The sequence below is a fragment of the Paraburkholderia sp. genome, assembly GCF_035501035.1.
Lineage (GTDB): Bacteria > Pseudomonadota > Gammaproteobacteria > Burkholderiales > Burkholderiaceae > Paraburkholderia.
Genome location: NZ_DATJWR010000010.1, coordinates 1 through 19449 on the forward strand (window position 1 = coordinate 1; position 19449 = coordinate 19449).

General features: G+C 67.9%; 12 protein-coding genes and 2 pseudogenes. 7 read left to right on the forward strand and 7 right to left on the reverse strand.

What is annotated here, in order from left to right:
* Positions 1 to 150: pseudogene (locus VMJ11_RS00710) on the reverse strand (inorganic pyrophosphatase); the annotation flags it as partial.
* Between the two features lie 389 nt (positions 151 to 539).
* On the opposite strand from VMJ11_RS00710, the gene VMJ11_RS00715 reads away from it, so the two are divergent.
* From VMJ11_RS00715 to VMJ11_RS00725, 3 genes are all read left to right on the forward strand, one after another.
* Positions 540 to 1979 carry an aldehyde dehydrogenase family protein gene (locus tag VMJ11_RS00715; RefSeq protein ID WP_325615899.1) on the forward strand — a complete coding sequence of 480 codons (1440 nt, stop codon included), beginning with the start codon at positions 540 to 542 and terminating at the stop codon, positions 1977 to 1979.
* A gap of 67 nt (positions 1980 to 2046) precedes the next feature.
* The gene (locus VMJ11_RS00720) at positions 2047 to 2805 is read left to right on the forward strand and encodes an SDR family oxidoreductase (RefSeq protein ID WP_325615900.1); all 759 of its coding nucleotides are present in this window, start codon (positions 2047 to 2049) and stop codon (positions 2803 to 2805) included.
* A gap of 169 nt (positions 2806 to 2974) precedes the next feature.
* Complete coding sequence (locus VMJ11_RS00725) at positions 2975 to 4294, forward strand: MFS transporter (RefSeq protein WP_325615901.1); 1320 nt, start codon at positions 2975 to 2977, stop codon at positions 4292 to 4294.
* 102 nt (positions 4295 to 4396) lie between these two features.
* Here the strand turns inward: VMJ11_RS00725 and VMJ11_RS00730 are convergent, their stop codons facing one another.
* From VMJ11_RS00730 to hemC, 3 genes are read right to left on the reverse strand one after another with little or no spacing between them, the layout of a single operon-like run.
* Positions 4397 to 5611, reverse strand: a complete 1215-nt coding sequence (locus VMJ11_RS00730) for a heme biosynthesis protein HemY (protein WP_325615903.1) — start codon at positions 5609 to 5611, stop codon at positions 4397 to 4399.
* A gap of 3 nt (positions 5612 to 5614) precedes the next feature.
* On the reverse strand, positions 5615 to 7777 hold the full coding sequence (gene hemDX, locus VMJ11_RS00735; RefSeq protein ID WP_414694260.1) for a fused uroporphyrinogen-III synthase HemD/membrane protein HemX: 2163 nt from the start codon (positions 7775 to 7777) through the stop codon (positions 5615 to 5617).
* Positions 7777 to 8832 carry a hydroxymethylbilane synthase gene (gene hemC, locus VMJ11_RS00740; protein WP_325615907.1) on the reverse strand — a complete coding sequence of 352 codons (1056 nt, stop codon included), beginning with the start codon at positions 8830 to 8832 and terminating at the stop codon, positions 7777 to 7779. Before hemC ends, hemDX begins: the two co-directional genes overlap by 1 nt.
* Before the next feature lie 502 nt (positions 8833 to 9334).
* Here hemC and ppc point away from each other — a divergent pair.
* Positions 9335 to 12454 (forward strand): phosphoenolpyruvate carboxylase, encoded by a 3120-nt coding sequence (gene ppc / locus VMJ11_RS00745; RefSeq protein WP_325615909.1) that lies wholly within the window; start codon positions 9335 to 9337, stop codon positions 12452 to 12454.
* Between the two features lie 184 nt (positions 12455 to 12638).
* Here ppc and VMJ11_RS00750 read toward each other — a convergent pair whose 3' ends face one another.
* Positions 12639 to 13403, reverse strand: coding sequence for a class I SAM-dependent methyltransferase (locus tag VMJ11_RS00750; RefSeq protein ID WP_325615911.1), 765 nt, complete (start codon positions 13401 to 13403; stop codon positions 12639 to 12641).
* Positions 13404 to 13591: 188 nt separating this feature from the next.
* Here VMJ11_RS00750 and VMJ11_RS00755 point away from each other — a divergent pair, with 188 nt between their 5' ends.
* The 3 genes from VMJ11_RS00755 to VMJ11_RS00765 all read left to right on the forward strand — a co-directional run bounded on the left by VMJ11_RS00755 (position 13592) and on the right by VMJ11_RS00765 (position 17295).
* Positions 13592 to 14431: a helix-turn-helix transcriptional regulator gene (locus tag VMJ11_RS00755; protein WP_325615913.1), complete on the forward strand. Its 840-nt coding sequence runs from the start codon at positions 13592 to 13594 to the stop codon at positions 14429 to 14431.
* A 201-nt stretch (positions 14432 to 14632) separates the two neighbouring features.
* Positions 14633 to 16039 carry an argininosuccinate lyase gene (gene argH, locus VMJ11_RS00760; RefSeq protein ID WP_325615915.1) on the forward strand — a complete coding sequence of 469 codons (1407 nt, stop codon included), beginning with the start codon at positions 14633 to 14635 and terminating at the stop codon, positions 16037 to 16039.
* A 326-nt stretch (positions 16040 to 16365) separates the two neighbouring features.
* Positions 16366 to 17295 (forward strand): bestrophin family protein, encoded by a 930-nt coding sequence (locus tag VMJ11_RS00765; RefSeq protein ID WP_325615917.1) that lies wholly within the window; start codon positions 16366 to 16368, stop codon positions 17293 to 17295.
* Between the two features lie 10 nt (positions 17296 to 17305).
* On the opposite strand, the gene VMJ11_RS00770 is transcribed toward VMJ11_RS00765, so the two are convergent.
* Positions 17306 to 18022: a lysozyme inhibitor LprI family protein gene (locus VMJ11_RS00770; protein ID WP_325615919.1), complete on the reverse strand. Its 717-nt coding sequence runs from the start codon at positions 18020 to 18022 to the stop codon at positions 17306 to 17308.
* A 17-nt stretch (positions 18023 to 18039) separates the two neighbouring features.
* Positions 18040 to 19449 (reverse strand): annotated as a pseudogene (locus tag VMJ11_RS00775) (aminotransferase class I/II-fold pyridoxal phosphate-dependent enzyme); the annotation flags it as partial.

Sequence of the window (19449 nt, forward strand, 5' to 3'; positions counted from 1 at the left end):
CATGCCCGTGCCGACGAAACGGTCGACGACGAGCAGGCCCAGGTCCTTGTCGGCTTCGTATTTCACCGGATCGCTTTGCGCGGGAATCTCGATGATCACGTTGAAGTCTTGCGGCAGATCCTTGCCGGCGGGGACATTTGCAAAGCTCATGAGCGCTCTCTGTTGAGAAGGGAAAAACCGACGGCTCGCGCATGGGCCGGCTCATGCGCGAGTCACGCCGCGCACACCGGACCGGCGCGAAACCGGACGTTGGAGGATGGACGCCATTATAGCCAATCGGCCGCGGCGGGCTGCGGATCGGGCGGGCACGGGCCAAACAGCCGGCAACGGGCGTGAATGGGTGGCAATGGGCGCAAGCGCGCGGCCCTCTCGCGGGCAGCGGCGATCGTCCTGCCGCATGGAGCAACTACTGAAATCGCCCGCGCCACGCGCGAAATGGCGCGATAATGGGCCGGCCGGTCGGTTGGTCCTGCCCGGCCGGCCCGTTCGTTCTGCATTTGTCTTCCCTCGTTTCACTCCCCAATTTACGAGGCGCATGCATGGAAGAAGCGAAGCACTTCATTGGCGGCGAATGGCGTTCGCCCGCCAGCGGCGAGACGCTCGCCGCAATCGATCCCTCCACCGGCCAGCCCTTCGCGCAGCTCGCACGCGGCAACGCCAGCGACATCAATGACGCCGTCACCGCCGCGCGCCGCGCCTATGAAGGCGCATGGGGCGCACTTTCCGCCGCCGAGCGCGGACGCCTGCTGTTCGCGCTCTCGGGCCTCGTCGCCCAGTACAAGGAAGAGCTCGCGCAGATCGAGGCGCGCGACACCGGCAAGCCGCTCAAGCAGGCGCGCGGCGACGCCGCCGCGCTTGCGCGCTACTTCGAGTTCTATGCGGGCGCCGCCGACAAGCTGCACGGCGAAACGCTGCCCTACCAGGCCGGCTACACGGTGCTCACGGTGCGCGAGCCGCACGGCGTGACGGGCCACATCGTGCCGTGGAACTACCCGATGCAGATCTTCGGCCGCAGCGTGGGCGCGGCACTCGCCGCCGGCAACGCGTGCGTGGTGAAGCCCGCCGAGGACGCGTGCGTGTCGCTCTTGCGCGTGGCCGAACTCGCGCGCGAAGCCGGGCTGCCCGCCGGCGCACTGAACATCGTCACCGGGCTTGGACACGAAGCGGGTGCGGCGCTCGCCGCTCACCCCGGCATCGATCACATCTCGTTTACGGGCTCGCCGCAAACGGGCAGGCTCGTCGCGCAGATGGCCGCCGAACACCACGTGCCGGTCACGCTCGAACTGGGCGGCAAGTCGCCGCAGATCGTGTTCGCCGATGCGGACTTCGACGCCGCGCTGCCCGTGCTCGTCTCGGCGATCGTGCAGAACGCCGGGCAGACCTGCTCGGCGGGCAGCCGCGTGCTGATCGAGCGCAGCGCGTACGAGCCGCTCGTCGACCGGCTCGCCGCGGCCTTCGACAAGCTGCGCGTGGGGCCGGCCGCCTCCGATCTCGATTGCGGGCCGCTCATCAACGAGAAGCAGCGGCAGCGCGTGCGCGGCTTTCTCGACGAGGCGGCCGGGAACCGCATCGCCACGGCGGCGCGCGGCAAGCTCGAAGCCGACGCCCCCGCCGCAGGCTTCTACGAAGTCCCGACGCTCTTGCGCGACGTGCCGCCGCAAAGCCGCCTCGCGCAGGAGGAAGTGTTCGGGCCGGTGCTCGCGGCCATGCCGTTCGACGGCGAGGAAGAAGCGCTCGCGCTCGCCAACGGCACGCCCTATGGGCTCGTGGCCGGCGTGTGGACGCGCGACGGCGGGCGCCAGCTGCGCATCGCCCGGCGCGTGCGCGCGGGCCAGGTGTTCGTCAACAACTATGGCGCGGGCGGCGGCGTCGAATTGCCGTTCGGCGGCACGCGGCTATCGGGCCATGGGCGCGAGAAAGGCTTCGAGGCGCTGTACGGCTTCACGGTGCTGAAGACCATTGCGATCCGGCACGGCTGATCCGCCGCCCGGCCACGCAAGCGCAGTCAAATCAACGCCAGACAAACACCAGACAAACGGAGACACCATGCGACTCAGAGACAAGACAGCCGTCATCACGGGCGCCGGCTCGGGCTTCGGCGAGGGCATCGCCAAGACCTATGCGCGCGAAGGCGCGAACGTCGTCATCAACGACCTGAACGGCGAGGCGGCCGAGCGCGTCGCGAGCGAGATCGCGCTCGCGGGCGGCAAGGCCATCGCGGTAGCGGGCGACATCACCCGCGAAGCCGACTGGCATGCGTTGCGCGAGGCGGCCATCGAAGACTTCGGCAGCGTGCAGGTCGTGGTCAACAACGCGGGCACCACGCATCGCAACAAGCCCGTGCTCGAAGTGACCGAGGCCGAATTCGACCTCGTCTACGCCGTCAACGTGAAGGGCCTCTACTGGAGCGTGCGCGCGTTCGTGCCGCATTTTCGCGAGCGCGGCGGCGGCGTGTTCGTCAACATCGCCTCGACCGCGGGCATCCGGCCGCGGCCGGGGCTCGTCTGGTACAACGGCAGCAAGGGCGCGATGATCGTGGCGAGCAAGGCGCTCGCAGCCGAGCTGGGCCCCGACCAGATCCGCGTGAACTGCGTGAATCCGGTGATCGGCGACACGGGCCTCACCGCGCAATTCATGGGTGTGCCCGACACGCCCGAAAACCGCCAGCGCTTCGTCGCGACCATTCCACTCGGGCGCTTCTCCACACCGCAGGACGTGGCCAACGCCTGCCTCTATCTCGCCTCCGACGAAGCTGCGTTCATCACCGGCGCGTGCCTCGAAGTGGACGGCGGGCGCTGCGTGTAGGCCGCTAACGACCAACGCCTAAGTGCTTGAACGATTGGTATTTTCCCCGATCCATACGCGCCGTCGCGGCCCGGCGGCGCGTATAGAATGATCGTGCTTGAACGTCGCATACCCAACATAAGAAAGCTCACAACGCGCTTTGCGCGGGACAACAGGAGACAGTGACACCATGGCCAGTCCAGCGAATCACGTGCCACAAGCCGGCGCGGGCGCCCCGCCCTCCGCCTTCGAAGAAGCCACCTACCGCAAGGTCGCGTGGCGCCTCATCCCACTCCTCATGCTCTGCTATGTGGTCGCGTATCTGGACCGCGTCAACGTTGGCTTCGCCAAGCTGCAGATGAGCACCGCGCTCAACCTCTCGGACGCCGTCTACGGCTTTGGCGCCGGCATTTTCTTCGTCGGCTACTTTTTGTTCGAAGTGCCAAGCAACGTGATCCTGCATCGCGTGGGCGCGCGCGTGTGGATCGCGCGCATCATGGTCACCTGGGGCCTCGTCTCCATCCTGACGATGTTCGTCACGACGCCCACCATGTTCTACGTGATGCGCTTTCTGCTCGGCCTGTGCGAGGCGGGCTTCTTCCCCGGCATCATCCTCTACCTCACCTACTGGTATCCGGCGCACCGGCGCGCTCGCATGACCACGTTGTTCATGACGGCCATCGCGCTTTCGGGCGTGATCGGCGGCCCGGTGTCGGGGTGGATCCTCAAGTCCTTCGACGGTGCTAACGGCTGGCAGGGCTGGCAGTGGCTGTTCCTGCTCGAAGGGCTGCCTTCGGTGATCGTCGGCGTGCTGGTGTTCTTCGTGCTCGACGACCGCATCGGCCGAGCGAAGTGGCTCACCGAGGAAGAGCGCGCGCTGCTCGAGCGCAACATCGCCGCCGAAGACGCGACCAAGGAAGACCCGCCGCTCATGACCGTGCTCACGAGCGCGCGTGTGCTCGTCATGAGCCTCACGTACTTCTCGTTCGTGATGGGCCTCTACGGCGTGAGCTTCTGGCTGCCCACCATCATCAAGGCGACGGGCGTGAAGGACGCATTCTCGATCGGCCTGCTTTCGGCCATTCCGTTCGCGGCGGCCGTGGTCGGCATGGTGCTGTTCGCGAAGAGCGCCGACCGCACGCGCGAGCGCCGCTGGCATATCGCGATTCCGGCGGCACTCGGCGCGCTCGGCCTCGTGCTCTCGGTCACGTGGGCACACGACACCACGCTCGCCATGACGGCGCTCACCATCGCGACCATCGGCATCCTCACCACGCTGCCGCTGTTCTGGAGCCTGCCCACGGCCTGGCTCGCGGGCACGGGCGCCGCGGCCGGTATCGCGCTCATCAACTCGATCGGCAATCTCGCGGGCTTCCTGAGCCCCTACGCGGTGGGCTGGCTCAAAGAAGCCACCAAGGCCAACGATTCGGGCATGTACATGCTCGCGGCCTTCATGATTCTCGGCGGCCTGCTCGCGCTTTCTGCACCGGCGAAGCTCGTGAATCGCTGAGCCTGCGGTTCGCACCAAAAGCAAACGGCCGCCTGTTTTTCAGGCGGCCGCGTTTTTATTGCTTCGTTGCTTCGTTGCCGATTCAGATTCGCGGCAGATCCATCACACCACGTTCATCGCCAGCGCGCTCTCGCGGTAGTGCGACGCGGCCTTCTCGCTGTCGCCGAGCTGCTCGTGCAAGCGCGCGAGCGCGCGATGCGAGCGGATCTTGAGCGGTTCGTTGTCACTCGCGTCGGCGGACTTGAGCGCCGCCTCGAGGAACGATTGCGCCTTGCCCCATAGCTGCTGCTTCAGGCACAGGCGGCCCAGCGCGAACAGCAGGTCGCCGTCCTCGGGCCGCTCCTTGCGCCAGGCTTCGGCCTTCTGGATGAGCGGCAGCGCGTCGCTGCCCGATGCACTGGCGCCCACCGTGTCGGGGTAGCGGCGCAACAGCCGCGCGTCCCAGTTCTGTGCGAGCGCTTCCTCGACGATCTTGCGCGCATCCGCCTGGCGGTCAAGCGCGATCAGCAGCTCGGCGGCGCAGTCGGCAAGACGCGGCGAGTGGCGCTCGATCGGCGAGAGCGACTGCCATAGTTCGAGCAGCGCGTCGGCGTTGTGGCGGCGGTCGCGCAGCAGGTTTTCCGCCGCGAGCTGGCGCAGACGCACGGCCACGGCCGGGTGCAGCGCCTCGCGCTTTTCGAGCGTCTTCACGAGCTTGAGCACTTCGCTCCAGTTCTTGAGCTGCTGCTGCGCGCGCAGCGCGATCTGCTGCGCGTGGATGCGGCGACCGCCCTGCGTGCGCATTTCGGTGAGTGCGGCGAGCGCGCCGTCCGCGTCGCGGCCGTCGGCGCGCATGTCGGCAGTGGCCATGAGACGCGCTTCCTGAAGGTCAGGGTCTTCGACCTGCGTGAGCCAGTCGTCGCGGCGCGCGTACTCATGCAGTCGATGCGCTGCGTTCGCGCCGATGAGGCCCGCCGCGCCCTTGTTCTTGTCGTCGACGAGCGAATCGCGCGCGGCCTTCTCGGCACGCGAGAAACGGCCCGCATAGAGATTGCCCACGGCGTCGCGCAGCGCGGAGTTCGCCTTCTCCGTGCGCGCGCGGGCACGATAAGCGGCCACGCGGCGCGGCATCGTCACGACGTTGCGCACGAAGCGCAGGATCGCGTAGAGCAGCAGGAACGCCACCAGGATGCCGATCACGAACAGATTGAGCGAGACGTCTACGCGATAGGGCGGATAGACGAGCACCACCTGCCCGGCGTCGAAGCGGCCCGCGGTTGCGAGCGCGACGGCAATCGCGAAGAGGAGCGCGAGCCAGAGGAGTCCACGGATCGCCATGTCTTACCCCCGGCTCCGGTACTGCTGGATCGCCTGCAGGCTCTTGTCGAGCGTGGGCAGCTCGACGGCGGCCGAGCCGGCACCCACCTCCTTGAGCAGCTCGCGCACGGTCTGCGTGTCTTTCGAGGCGCCGTCGAAGTAGCGCGCGAGCGTGGCGTCGGCCGCCGCGAGGTCGGACTTGAGCGTGGCCTCGTTGCGCGAGAGCAGCGAAAGGCGCGCCGAAAGCAGGCGCAGCTTCAGGTTCTCGCGCATGAAGTAGCCCTGGTCGGGCGCAGCGAGCATGGCGTCCGCGTTGTCGATGCGGCGCACCTGCACGAGGCTCGCGATCTGCTTGCCGACGCCGTCGACGAACGTATGCATCCACACCTTCCATTGCGGCTCGTGGCTCGCGGCCGCGACCTGCGCAATATTGGCGGGCGCGGCGGCTTCGGGCTTTGTGTGCGCGACGATCGCCTCGCCCGCGAGCGGCAGCGAATCGATCTGGCCGAGCGCGGTGTCGAGCTTGATGGCGAGGCCCGTCAAGTCGGTGGAAGGCGCCGCCTTGAGCTTGTCGATGTCCTGCGCGATCGCCTTGCGCACGGCGATGGCCTGCGCGTTGTCAGAGGCCGCGAGGCGCGTGTCGGCGCTTTGCAGCGCGAAGAGCGCAAGTTGCGTGTTGCCCGTGAGCTGGAGCTGCTCGCTCGCGCTCGAGAGCATCTGGCCGACTTCGGCGAGCGACCAGTCGTCGCGGCTCTTCGAGAGGTCGGCGTATTGCTGCGCGAGCGCCTGCTGCGAGGTTTGCGCATCGGCGATCTTGCCTTCGAGCTGCGCGATCTGCTTGTCGAGCTGCTGTGCACCCGCGACGGCTTCGTCAGCGCGCGCGCGCAGCGCGGCGGTTTGCTGTTCGGCCGCCTGCTGGCGCTGCACGAGCTGCGTGTCGAGCCGGTCGAGCTTGCGGTTGAGCACATAGCCGCCCGCCCCCGCGCCCGCCGCGACCAGCACCACGACGAGCCACAGCAGTGCCGAGCCCGCGCCGCGCCGCGCGCCGCCCGTCCCCGAAGCCGGCGGCTGCGCAGGCGGTACGGCGTAAGCCGCGCCCGACGACGCATACGACGACCGCGCGGACGCGCCGCCGGAAGCCGACGCGCCGCTTGCCCCCGTGGAAACGGCGCCCTGGTTTGCTGTGCTGCTGGAGTTGTTCGGATCTGTCATGCGTGGGTTGGCCGGCGCCTGGGCCGGAGTGTTCTGAACCGGTTGAACAGCGGAGGAAACGAGGCCAAGCAGCGTCTCGACGATGCGTTCGTCGCCCGCGCCGGACACCGTAATCCTATCAAAACCCATTGAACGCGCCGTCTCGGCGATCCGCGCATGCGGCGCGACGAGCAGCGCGTGGCGCAGCTCGACGAGTTCGCCCGCCGTGAGGTGCTCGCGCGCGAGATCGTCGAGGTTGCGCACGCCCTCGGAACTCGTCACGAGCCACGCATGCGGCGCGCCTTCGAGCAGCGCGTGAACCTGCGTCCAGGTGGCGATGGGCGGCTCCGGCACGAGGCGGCGGTAGGCGGCGACCGTCTCCACTTCGGCGCCCGCTTCGCGCAGCCGCTCGGCGAGCCACTCGCGACCGCCGTCGCCGCGCACGATTAGCACGCGCTTGTCTGCAAAGGCGTCCGCGCCGAAGGTCGTTTCTAGCGCCGCAAAGAGCGACTCCGAATCGAAGCGTACGGGCTCTTCGTCGCCGGCGCCAGCGGGGCTCACCACTCGATGATCGGGCGCGGCCACGCCATGGCGCGCGAGCGCGGCGACGCTCGCCGGACCCACCACGGCCACCGGCAGCGCGGGCGGCCAGATCGAGGAGATCGTGGCATAGCACGCGAATGCGCGATCGACGGCGTTGGGCGAGACGAACACCACGAGCGCATAGCGTTCGAGCGCGGCGAGCGCGGCGCGCAACGGCGCTTCGTCGGCGACGGGCGCAATGGCGATGAGCGGGAAGTCGAGCGTACGGATACCGTGCTGCGCCAGTTGCGCGGCGAGGCTATCCGACTGACCGGCCGGCCGGGTAATGACGACGGTGAACGGCGTGCCGCCGCTTGTCTGCGACGCGCGGCTCGCACCTGCAAGGGCGTCGCTCGGGCCACCCCACTCGTCGGGCTGGCCTGCGCTGCCGCGCGGTTGCCGGGGGCCCGTCATCATGCGGACGCCGGGCCTTCGCCCACGCCGGTTGGGTCGTTCGTCGCGCCGCTGCCCGTGCCGGGCGCCGTGTCCGGACCATCGGCGGCCTCGCTCGCCTGCGCGAGCGCGCGCACGATATCGAGCGCGCCCTGGGCAATCAGATCGTCGGCGACGCGGCGGCCCAGCGCCACGGCATCGGCCACCGTGGTCGCCGCGCTCGACTCCTCGGCGGCGAGCACGCGGCTCGCGTCGGGCGTGGCGATCGTGCCGCGCAGCGCGAGCTGGCCGTCGTGCCACTGCGCGTAGGCCGCGAGCGGCACCGTGCAGCTGCCGCCTAGCGCACGCGAAACCATGCGTTCGGCTTCGACCGCTTTCGCGGTAGCGTCGTCGTGCAGCGGCGCGAGCCACGCGGCCAGCTCGGGCCGGCCGGCGCGAATCTCGATGCCGAGCGCGCCCTGGCCCGCCGCCGGCAGGCTGTCCTCGGGCTCGATGAGCGCGCGGATACGCGCTTCGAGACCGAGTCGCTTCAAGCCCGCAGCCGCGAGAATGATGGCCGCGTAGTCGCCGCGGTCGAGCTTGGCGAGACGCGTATCGAGATTGCCGCGCAGCGGCTTCACATCAAGGTGCGGATAGCGCGCGCGGATCATCGATTCGCGGCGCAGGCTCGACGTGCCCACCACGCTGCCCGCCGGCAGCGCCGCGAGCGAGTCGTAGTCGTTGGAGACGAACGCGTCGCGCGGATCCTCGCGCTCCATGACGGCCGCGAGCGTGAAGCCCTCGGGCAGCTCCATCGGCACATCCTTGAGCGAGTGCACGGCGAGGTCGGCGCGCCCTTCGGCGAGCGCCTGCTCCAGCTCCTTCACGAAGAGTCCCTTACCGCCCACTTTCGAAAGCGTGCGGTCGAGAATTTGATCGCCGCGTGTCGTCATTCCCACAATTTTCACGTCGCAGGATGGATATAATTTGTGCAGCGCAGCTTGCACATGCTCCGCCTGCCACATCGCGAGGCGGCTCTCCCGCGAAGCGATCACGAGTGTGCGGGGCATGGGCGCGGATAACGTCTCGGAGTTCATGGCAAGTACATCGAATGATGGGATGAAAAGCAGGATCGGATAACAGGCAATGTTAGCACGCGCCCTTTTTACGGCCCGCCCCGTTGGGTTCGGCCGGCTTCGGACATGAGGCGCGTGCGGCGGCAAGGAAGAGACCCGGCAAAGCATCGGCATGGATCGTACGAAACACGGTACGCGACGCGCCGCTGCGTGGCCATTGGCGATACGTCATACGCATCGCGGCCCCGCACGGCCGCTCGTGTGGCGTCCGTACGGCAACATGGCCGCGGCGTGTGTTGACCAACGCGGCTGCGCCGACTCCCACCCGCCAGGCCTGCATCCGGCGCCCCGCCTTCGGCGGCTCGCGCCGCCTCTGCGACATCCGTACGGCTCGCCCAGGGTGGCACCTTCCACCCGTCCCAGGTTGCACCCGCAGTACACGGCCCCGCACACGTCGCGGCCATGCAGTTGGCACTTCCCCGATCAACCTGCCCGTATCCTGGCAAGCCTCAAGGAAAACATCGTGAAGTCTTCAGGCTCGGCGCGCGCAGAGCGCCGCAACAACGCATCGCAGAACGCTACTTCGAAGGCCGCATCCGCGGCGGCTACGCCGTCCGCGAAACTGGCCAATACAACGAAGACTACGAAGACTACGAAGACCACGAAAGCCACGAAAGCTACGAAAGCCAAACCGGCGACCCAGGCCACGCACGCCGCCGAGGCTACAACGCCCGTGAAGGCCACGCGTGCCTCGAAAGCGACGAAAGGCGCCAAAGCGCCGCTCGCCGCGCCCAAGACTGCCGGCGCCTCGCGCAACGGCCGCACGCGCGACGACAAGGACCAGCCGCTCTTCGAAGACATCCGCTACCTGGGCCGCCTGCTCGGCGACGTGGTGCGCGAGCAGGAGGGCGACGCCGTGTTCGACGTGGTGGAAACCATCCGCCAGACCGCCGTGCGCTTTCGCCGCGAGGACGACAACGCCGCCGCGCTCGCGCTGGAGAAGCAGCTTCGCGCGCTCTCGCCCGAGCAGACCGTGAGCGTCGTGCGCGCGTTCAGCTACTTCTCGCATCTCGCGAACATCGCCGAGGACCGCCATCGCAACCGCCGCCGCCGCATCCACGACCTCGTGGGTTCGGCGCCCCAGGCGGGCACCTTCGCGCATTCGCTCGAGCGCCTCGCGCAGGCCGGGGCGGCCGCGACGCCGGTGCTCCAGCAGTTCTTCAACGACGCGCTGATCGTGCCCGTGCTGACCGCGCACCCCACCGAAGTGCAGCGCAAGAGCACGCTCGACTCGCAGCACGACATCGCGCGCCTGCTTTCCGAACGCGACCAGCCGCTCACGCACCGCGAGCTCGAACACAACGAAGCGTTGCTGCGCGCGCGCGTGACCTCGCTCTGGCAAACGCGCATGCTGCGCGACTCGCGCCTGACCGTCGGCGACGAAATCGAGAACGCGCTTTCGTACTACCACACGACTTTCCTCAGCGAGATCCCTGCGCTGTACGGCGAGATCGAAACGCAGCTCAAGGAGCACGGCCTTTCGGCGCGCCTGCCCGCGTTCTTCCAGATGGGCAGCTGGATTGGCGGCGACCGCGACGGCAATCCGAACGTCACCGCCGCCACGCTCGAAGAAGCGAGCGAGCGCCAGGCACAGGTGATCCTGCAGCACTACCTGGACGAAGTTCACCGGCTGGGCGCCGAGCTTTCGGTGTCGAACCTGCTCGCGGGCGCAAGCGATGACCTGAAGGCACTGGCCAAAGCGTCGCCCGACCAGTCGCCGCACCGCGTGGACGAGCCCTACCGCCGCGCGCTGATCGGCGTGTACACGCGCCTTGCCGCGAGCGCGCGCGTGCGCCTCGGCGAAGGCGTGGTGGCGGTGCGCAGCGCCGGCCGCAACACCGCTCCGGTACGCGCGCAGCCCTATGCCGACGCAAGCGAATTCTCGCGCGACCTGCACATCCTCATGGATTCGCTCGCCGAGCACCACGGCGCCTCGCTCGCCACGCCGCGCCTCACACCGTTGCTGCGTGCCGTGGACGTGTTCGGCTTCCACCTCGCCTCCATCGACCTGCGCCAGAGCTCGGACATCCACGAAGCCGTGATCACCGAATTGCTCGCACGCGCCGGCGTGGAGGCCGATTACGCTTCGCTCTCCGAAGAAGACAAGCAGATCGTGCTGCTCACGCAGCTCGCCGACCCGCGCACGCTGCGCTCGCCGTATCTCGACTATTCGGAGCTCGTGAAGAGCGAGCTGGGCGTGCTGGAGATGGCGCGTGTGACGCGCGAGAAGTTCGGCGCGCGCGCGGTACGCAACTACATCATCTCGCACACCGAAACGGTTTCGGACCTGCTCGAAGTGATGCTGCTGCAGAAGGAAACCGGCCTCATGCGCGGGCGTCTCGGCCACGCCGACGATCCCGCGAAGGCCGCGCTGATGGTGATCCCGCTCTTCGAGACGATTCCCGATTTGCGCAACGCTCCGCACATCATGCGCGACCTGCTCGCGCTGCCGGGCGTCGACGGCCTCGTCGAGCACCAGGGCAACGAGCAGGAAATCATGCTCGGCTACTCGGACAGCAACAAGGACGGCGGCTTCCTCACCTCGAACTGGGAGCTCTACCGCGCGGAACTCGCGCTCGTCGCGCTCTACCGCGAGCGCGGCATCACGCTGCGCCTCTTCCACGGCCGCGGCGGCACGGTGGGGCGCGGAGGCGGCCCGACCTATAACGCGATCCTCTCGCAGCCGCCGGGCACCGTCGAAGGCCAGATCCGCCTGACCGAGCAAGGCGAAGTCATTGCGAGCAAGTTCGGCAACCCGGAGATCGGCCGCCGCAACCTCGAAACTGTGATCGCGGCGACGCTCGAAGCCACGCTGCTGCCGATGGGAGGCCCGGCGGGCCATTCGCCCGAGCAACTGCCCGCGTTCGAAGAGACGATGCAAAAGCTCTCCGACATGGCAATGGCGGCGTACCGCTCGCTCGTCTACGAGACGCCCGGCTTCACCGATTACTTCTTCGCCTCGACGCCGATCACCGAAATCGCGGAGCTGAACATCGGCAGCCGTCCGGCCTCGCGCAAGCTGCAGGACCCGAAGAACCGCAAGATCGACGACCTGCGCGCGATTCCGTGGGGCTTCTCGTGGGGCCAGTGCCGTCTGCTGCTCACGGGCTGGTACGGCTTCGGCAGCGCGGTTGCCTCGTATCTCGACGAGGCGGGCAGCGACGCCGAGCGCACGCGGCGTCTTGCGATGTTCAGGAAGATGTACAAGACCTGGCCGTTCTTCTCGAACCTGCTCTCGAACATGGACATGACGCTCGCGAAGACCGACCTCGCGGTGGCGTCGCGCTACGCGCAGCTCGTCAGTGACAAGAAGCTGCGCAAGCACGTGTTCGAGCGCATCGTGGCCGAGTGGGAGCGCACGACGAAGGTGCTCGGCGAGATCACGGGCGCGAACGAACGCCTCGCCGATAACCCGTTGCTCGCGCGTTCGATCAAGAATCGCTTCCCGTATCTCGATCCGCTGAATCACTTGCAGGTGGAGTTGATCAAGCGTTATCGCGCGGGCGACCCGAGCCCGCGCGTGCGGCGCGGGATTCATCTGACGATCAACGGGATCGCGGCGGGGTTGCGTAATACTGGGTAGGGTTTTGGTGTTTGGGCTTTGGCCTTTCCTTGTATTCGCGTCGGTATGCAGGCGTTGCCCCTGTGCGGGGCAACCCAGGCAGACCGACACGAATACAAGGGATGCCAACAAACCCAACACCAGCGACTCAGGCGCAAGCCGTCAAACCGGAAACGCCCCCGCGCCTTTGCGCGCGCGAACCCCTTCAATCGCGCCGCGTCGCCTCGATCATCAGCGCATCGAGCTTGAAGGAAAAATCGCTCTGCACATCGAAGTACTCGCGCACCTCGTCGGGCGCGCGCTCCCACATCGAGCGAATTGCCGTCACGCACTCGGGCGGCGTGCGCATGCGCGCCACCCACGAGTCGAAATCGAGCGCAATGCGCCAGCGCTCGGTCACCTTCGCGTCGAAGCCCGCTGCGTCGAGCATCGCGATCCATTCGTCGGCGCGGTAGTCGCGAATGTGCGAGGCGTCGCGCAGCAGTTCGATCGCCTGGATATACGTGTCGTAAAGCGGATCGTCGATGCCTGCGATGTCGATGAACTTCAACCGCCCGCCCGGCTTCAGCACGCGGTGCACCTCGGCAAGCGCGCGCGGCACGTCGCGCCAGTGATGCGCGCTCATGCGGCTCACGGCCCAGTTGAAGCTCGCGTCGGCGAACGGCAACGTTTCGGCCGCGCCCTGTTGCGTGCGCAGCGTCGTCAAGCCGCGCGCCTTCGCGGCGGTCTCGACCGTGACGAGCATCTGCGGGGCGATGTCGTAGGCCACGACTTCGCGCACGTGCGGCGCCACGGCAAAGCTCGCATGGCCCGCGCCGCAACCCATGTCCAGCACCGTAGCGTTGCCGCAGGTGGCCGCGAACGTCGCGGCGAGGTTCTCCAGGTCCGCGCCGCTCGCGTGGACGTGGCTCGTGAGGTAGGCGGCAGCGGTCGAGCCGAATGCGTCGGCGACCTGATCGTGATGCTTCATCGCATGCTCCTTAATGCAGCTTTTTATGTGGGGCGCGAAGCGCGCAGCGCCTCGCGTCGGGGGATCTCGATGCCCGGGCTCTCTGGCGCGGCGGCCCGTCGCCTCGCCAGACGCTACAATAGAGCCCGTTTTGTACCAGTACAAGTTAAGCGATTATTCTGGTATCGCCGCCACCCGCCCCACACTTCATGAGCTACGACACGCCCGCCGCCGGATCGCCGGGCGCCGCCACCGGCGCCTCCCAAACCCTCGAAGCGACGCCCGCGCGCGCGCTGGGCGAATTCGTCCGCGCCCATCGCGAGCGCCTCTCGCCCGCGGAAGTCGGTCTGCCGCCCGGCCCGCGTCGCCGCACGCCCGGGCTGCGCCGCGAGGAGGTCGCGCAGCTGTGCGGCGTGAGCCCGACCTGGTACACGTGGATCGAACAGGGGCGCCCCGTCTCGGCCTCGGCGGACGCGCTCGCGCGCATCGCCGTCGCGCTGCGGCTCTCGCGCGCCGAGCGCGCCTATCTGTTCGAGCTGGCCGCACAGCGAGACCCCGCCGAACCAGACCCTGCCGCCGCCTCGGATGCGCCCGCCACGCTGCTGCAAACCGTGCAGCTCGTGGACGCCCCGGCCTACGTGCTCGACCGCCAGTGGACCGCGCTCGCCTGGAACGCGCACGCGGCCGACCTTTTCACGGGCTGGCTCGACGGCGACTACGACCGCAACCTGCTGCGCTTCACCTTCACCGAGCCGCTCGGGCGCGAGCTGATCGCCGACTGGGAAACGCGCGCGCGGCGTCTCGCCGCCGAGTTCCGCGCCGATTCGATCCGCCATCTGAACGACGCGCCCACGCGCGCGCTGATCGACGCGCTGATCGCCTCGAGCGACGAATTCGCGCGCTTCTGGGCCTCGCAGGACGTGTTCGAGCGCGAGGGCGGCCGGCGCGAGTTCAACCACCCGCGCCATGGCCGCGTCGCCTACGACCAGATCACGCTCAAGCCCGCTCATCGCGAGGACCTGAAGCTCGTGGTGCTCGTGCGGCTTTGAATCCGGCGTGAGCGCGCGGGCTTGCCGGCTCGCAGTCTGCCCTGAAGTTCTCGGGAACCCGCCACCCCGCGGCCGCCACTTCGGCCCGCAGCGCCGGGCGCCGCGCACGCCGATGGTAAAATTGCCTACTTTCCCCCGCCGTGCGCCGCATTTCGCGGCTGGCCGCGCGGCCCGCTTTCCCATCGCTCACCGCTCATCACCATGACGTCCCAACTGCACAAAAAAGGCGAAGCCTGGTCGGCTCGCTTCTCCGAACCCATGTCGGAGCTGGTCAAGCGTTACACGTCGTCGGTCTTCTTCGACAAGCGTCTCGCGCTCGTCGATATCGAAGGCTCGCTCGCGCACGCCTCGATGCTGGCCGCGCAGAAGATCATCAGCGCCGACGACCTCGCCGCCATCCAGCGCGGCATGGCGCAAATCAAGGGCGAGATCGAGCGCGGCGAGTTCGAATGGCAGCTCGACCTCGAAGACGTGCACCTGAACATCGAGGCGCGTCTCACGGCGCTGATCGGCGACGCGGGCAAGCGTCTGCACACGGGCCGCTCGCGCAACGACCAGGTGGCGACCGACATCCGCCTGTGGCTGCGCGGCGAGATCGACCGTATCGGCGGCCTCATCGGCGAGCTGCGCCGTGCGCTGCTCGACCTGGCCGAACAGCACGCGGGCACGATCATGCCCGGCTTCACGCACCTGCAGGTGGCGCAGCCGGTCACGTTCGGTCATCACCTGCTCGCCTACGTGGAAATGTTCACGCGCGACGCCGAACGCATGGTCGACTGCCGCAAGCGCGTGAACCGCCTGCCGCTCGGCGCGGCCGCGCTCGCGGGCACGAGCTATCCGATCGACCGCTTCGCGGTGGCGAAGACACTGGGCTTCGACGGCATCTGCGCGAACTCGCTCGACGCGGTTTCCGACCGCGACTTCGCGATCGAATTCACGGCGGCGGCGGCGCTCGTCATGACGCACGTCTCGCGCTTTTCGGAAGAGCTGGTGCTGTGGATGAGCCCGCGCGTCGGCTTCATCGATCTGGCCGACCGCTTCTGCACGGGCTCCTCGATCATGCCGCAGAAGAAGAACCCGGACGTGCCCGAGCTCGCGCGCGGCAAGACCGGCCGCGTGAACGGCCATCTGATGGCGCTCCTCACGCTGATGAAGGGTCAGCCGCTCGCGTACAACAAGGACAACCAGGAAGACAAGGAGCCCCTCTTCGACACGGTCGATACCGTGGCCGACACGCTGCGCATCTTCGCGGAAATGGTCGCGGGCATCACGGTCAAGGAACAGGCGATGCGCGCGGCGGCGCTGCAAGGCTTTTCCACAGCCACCGATCTCGCCGACTACCTCGTGAAGAAGGGGCTGGCGTTTCGCGACGCCCACGAGGCGGTGGCGCACGCGGTGCGCATTTGCGTGGACCGCGACTGCGATCTGGCGGACCTCACGCTCGACGAAATGCGCCGCGAGCTGCCGGCGGTCTCCCATCTGCTCGCCGACGACGTGTTCGAAGTGCTGACGCTCGACGGCTCGGTCGCGGCGCGCAACCATCCGGGCGGCACCGCACCGGAGCAGGTGCGCTCGGCCATCGCGGCGGCACGCGCGGCGCTCAAGTAAGCAGCGTAAGCGGCGGGTATCGAGCGAAAGGCGTCTCGCCGGATCCGCTCGAGCGTCCGCAAACCGGGTGCCAGGCTGGCCCAAACCGGACACCAACCGGGCGCGCGACGAAATCGTTGCGCGCCCGGTTGGTGTCCGGGCGTCGCATGACATGACAAGCTGGGGTACCCGCCGCAAAATGTCGCAGGTGCGCACCCGGCAATCGCGCGCCATGGGCCAAGATCCCGCGCGATACTTGCCGATTGCCCCTGTCAGGCACCGACGCCGTCTTGTCCCGCAACTGGTGACGTTGCCTCGTTCCGTCTTCGCTCCGAGCGTCTGCCCCGATGATCGTCCGCCCACATCTGCACTGGTTCCGCATGCTGCTCGCGTGGCGCGGCTCCGTGCTGCCGCAGCTCCTGCCGCGCCTCTTTCTCGTGCTGTGCCTGTCGATCGTGGCGGTGGCCGCGCACGACCACATCCTCAAGCTGACGGTGAACCTGAGCACCGTGCCGTTCTCGCTCATCGGCATTGCGCTCGCGGTGTTTCTCGGCTTTCGCAACAGCGCGAGCTACGACCGTTACTGGGAAGGCCGCAAGCTCTGGGGGCAAATGCTCAACGAGATGCGCTCGCTCACCCGCGAGGCCCTCACGCTCCCGCGCGGCGCCGACGAAGCCACGACGCGCGAGCGCGCACGCGAGCTGGTCGGCTTGCTGGCCGCGCTGCCGCACGCGCTGCGCCATCAGCTTCGCCACACCGACCCGCGCACCGATCTCGAAGCGCGCCTGCCGCGCGCGCTTCTCGAGCGCGTGATGGCCGCGCGCTACCGCCCGGCCATACTGATGCTCTGCGCCTCGGAATGGCTCCAGCGCGAGACGCGCGAAGGCCGCCTCGACGGCTACGCGGTGCTCGCGTTCGAGCACAATCTCAACGGGCTTTCGGATGTGATAGGCGGTTGCGAGCGCATCGTCTCGACGCCGCTGCCGTTCGCCTACACGGTGATGATTCATCGCACCGTGTACTTCTTCTGCGCGATGCTGCCGTTCGGGCTCGTGGATAGCATCGGCGCGCTCACCCCGATCTTCGCCGTGTTCGTGGCCTATGCGTTCATGGCCCACGAAGCCATTGCCTCGCAGCTCGAAGACCCGTTCGGCACCGAAGACAACGACCTTGCGCTCAACATGATGTCGTCGGGTATCGAGGTCGCGTTGCACGACCTGCTGGGCGAGCCCACCAGGTTGCCGGCGCGCGAGCCGGAGCAGTTCATTCTCGACTGAAACCGCACCCTCAACGGTCGTTCACCGTCTCCGCCAGACGCTTCAACGTCGCGAGCCGCGCGCCGAGCAGGTCGAGCCGCGCGCGCTCGTCGATGAGCGGCGTGGTCGCATCGCGATACGCGCGCCACGCGCTTTGCGCGCGCGACACCACGGGCCGCGCGTGCGCCGGCATGCGCGTGTATAGCTGACGGTAGTAGCGATTCAGGTCGTAGCTCACATGCTCGCAGTGCGCATCGGCGCTGCACGCGCGCGCGAGCGGCGGCTTGCCGTCGTACGCCGCCGCCTGGTTGCGCAGCGCGATGGCACGGTCGCGCACCGGCTGCAGGCGCATGTCGGCTTCATAGAGCTGGTAGGTGGTGCCGCTCGTCGTCGCGAACGCGGCGACGAGCATGGTGTCCTCGGCATCGCGCCAGGCCACCCACTTCTGCTGGCTCGAGCGCCAGCGCTTTTGCTGCTCGGCCGGCATCTTCGCGAGCAGCCTGGCGAGTGCCGTGTCGGCAGCCGCGCGCCATGCACTGCGCGCGTCGTCCATGCACTGGATCTGCCCGGCCGTCGACGAGCGGTCCGCGCGTGCGAGACACGCGCGCATGGCCGTGTCGATCGGATCGGCCGCCGCGACTTCCGCGCGCGCGGCCGGCGCCACGGCCAACAGCGCCGTGGCAACCGAAAGCGTCGACAGTATCGCGGTGAAGGAGCGCGCAAGCCGCGCCGATGAACCGCCTAACATTGCCCTCCTCCGCGCGCTCAGTCGCGCACGCAATCCACGAAATACTCGATGCGGCCGTTGATGGTCTCGCCCACGAGCCCATGGATGTCGGTGTGAAAGCCCGGGAAGCGCTCGTTGAACTCGCGCGCGAACTTCAGGTAGTTCACGATCGTGCGGTTGAAGCGCTCGCCCGGAATCAGGAGCGGAATGCCCGGCGGATACGGCGTGAGCAGGATCGACGTGACGCGGCCTTCGAGCTCGTCGACGGGCACGCGGTCGATCTCGCGATGCGCGAGCTTCGCGAAGGCGTCCGAAGGCTTCATGGCCGGCTCCATGTTCGACAGATACATCTCGGTCGTGAGGCGCGCGATGTCGTTGGCGCGATAGACGCCGTGGATCTGCTGGCACAGATCGCGCAGGCCCATGCGCTCGTACATCGGGTGCTGTGCGACGAACTCGGGCAGCACGCGCCAGAGCGGCTGGTTGTTGTCGTAGTCGTCCTTGAACTGCTGGAGTTCGGTGACCATCGAGTTCCAGCGGCCCTTCGTGATGCCGATCGTGAACATGATGAAGAACGAGTAGAGCCCCGTCTTCTCGACGATGATGCCGTGCTCGGCCAGGTACTTCGTGACGATCGCGGCCGGAATGCCCGTTTCGCCGAACTCGCCGTCCACGTCCAGACCCGGCGTGACGATGGTCGCCTTGATCGGGTCGAGCATGTTGAAGTTTTCGGCGAGCGCGCCGAAACCGTGCCAGTGATCGTTCGGGCGCAGCATCCAGTCTTCGCGCGAGCCGATGCCTTCCTCGGCCAGATCGTCCGGACCCCACACCTGGAAGAACCAGTCTTCGCCGTATTCGGCGTCGACCTTGCGCATCGCGCGGCGGAAGTCGAGCGCTTCCGCGATCGACTCCTCCACGAGCGCCGGGCCGCCCGGCGGCTCCATCATCGCCGCGGCCACGTCGCACGACGCGATGATCGCGTACTGCGGGCTCGTGGACGTGTGCATCAGGTACGCCTCGTTGAAGCGGTGACGGTCGAACGTGCTGTTCTCCGAGTCCTGCACCACGATCTGCGAGGCCTGCGAGATGCCGGCGAGCAGCTTGTGCGTGGAGTGCGTGGCGAACACGAGCGCGCCCGTGCGCGGACGGCCCGCGCCGATCGCGTGCATGTCCTGGTAGAACTCGTGGAACTCGGCGTGCGGCAGCCAGGCTTCGTCGAAGTGCAGCGTGTCGAGCAGGTCGCCGAGCAGGTCCTTGATCATCTCGACGTTGTAGATCACGCCGTCATAGGTGCTCTGCGTGATCGTGAGAATGCGCGGCTTGAGATTGGGGTTCTTCGCGAGCGCCTCGCGCGCGAACGGATTCGCCTCGATCTTCTTGCGGATGTTCTCGGGCTTGAACTCGTCGCGCGGAATCGGGCCGATGATGCCGAAGTTATTGCGCGTGGG

Excerpts from the sequence above, each read along its gene's own strand:
- VMJ11_RS00715 (WP_325615899.1), top strand. The coding sequence starts at position 540 with ATGGAAGAAGCGAAGCACTTCATTGGCGGCGAATGGCGTTCGCCCGCC.
- hemDX (WP_414694260.1), bottom strand. The coding sequence starts at position 7,777 with ATGACGGGCCCCCGGCAACCGCGCGGCAGCGCAGGCCAGCCCGACGAG.
- VMJ11_RS00750 (WP_325615911.1), bottom strand. The coding sequence starts at position 13,403 with ATGAAGCATCACGATCAGGTCGCCGACGCATTCGGCTCGACCGCTGCC.
- VMJ11_RS00730 (WP_325615903.1), bottom strand. The coding sequence starts at position 5,611 with ATGGCGATCCGTGGACTCCTCTGGCTCGCGCTCCTCTTCGCGATTGCC.
- VMJ11_RS00765 (WP_325615917.1), top strand. The coding sequence starts at position 16,366 with ATGATCGTCCGCCCACATCTGCACTGGTTCCGCATGCTGCTCGCGTGG.
- VMJ11_RS00725 (WP_325615901.1), top strand. The coding sequence starts at position 2,975 with ATGGCCAGTCCAGCGAATCACGTGCCACAAGCCGGCGCGGGCGCCCCG.
- argH (WP_325615915.1), top strand. The coding sequence starts at position 14,633 with ATGACGTCCCAACTGCACAAAAAAGGCGAAGCCTGGTCGGCTCGCTTC.
- VMJ11_RS00755 (WP_325615913.1), top strand. The coding sequence starts at position 13,592 with ATGAGCTACGACACGCCCGCCGCCGGATCGCCGGGCGCCGCCACCGGC.
- VMJ11_RS00720 (WP_325615900.1), top strand. The coding sequence starts at position 2,047 with ATGCGACTCAGAGACAAGACAGCCGTCATCACGGGCGCCGGCTCGGGC.
- hemC (WP_325615907.1), bottom strand. The coding sequence starts at position 8,832 with ATGAACTCCGAGACGTTATCCGCGCCCATGCCCCGCACACTCGTGATC.
- VMJ11_RS00770 (WP_325615919.1), bottom strand. The coding sequence starts at position 18,022 with ATGTTAGGCGGTTCATCGGCGCGGCTTGCGCGCTCCTTCACCGCGATA.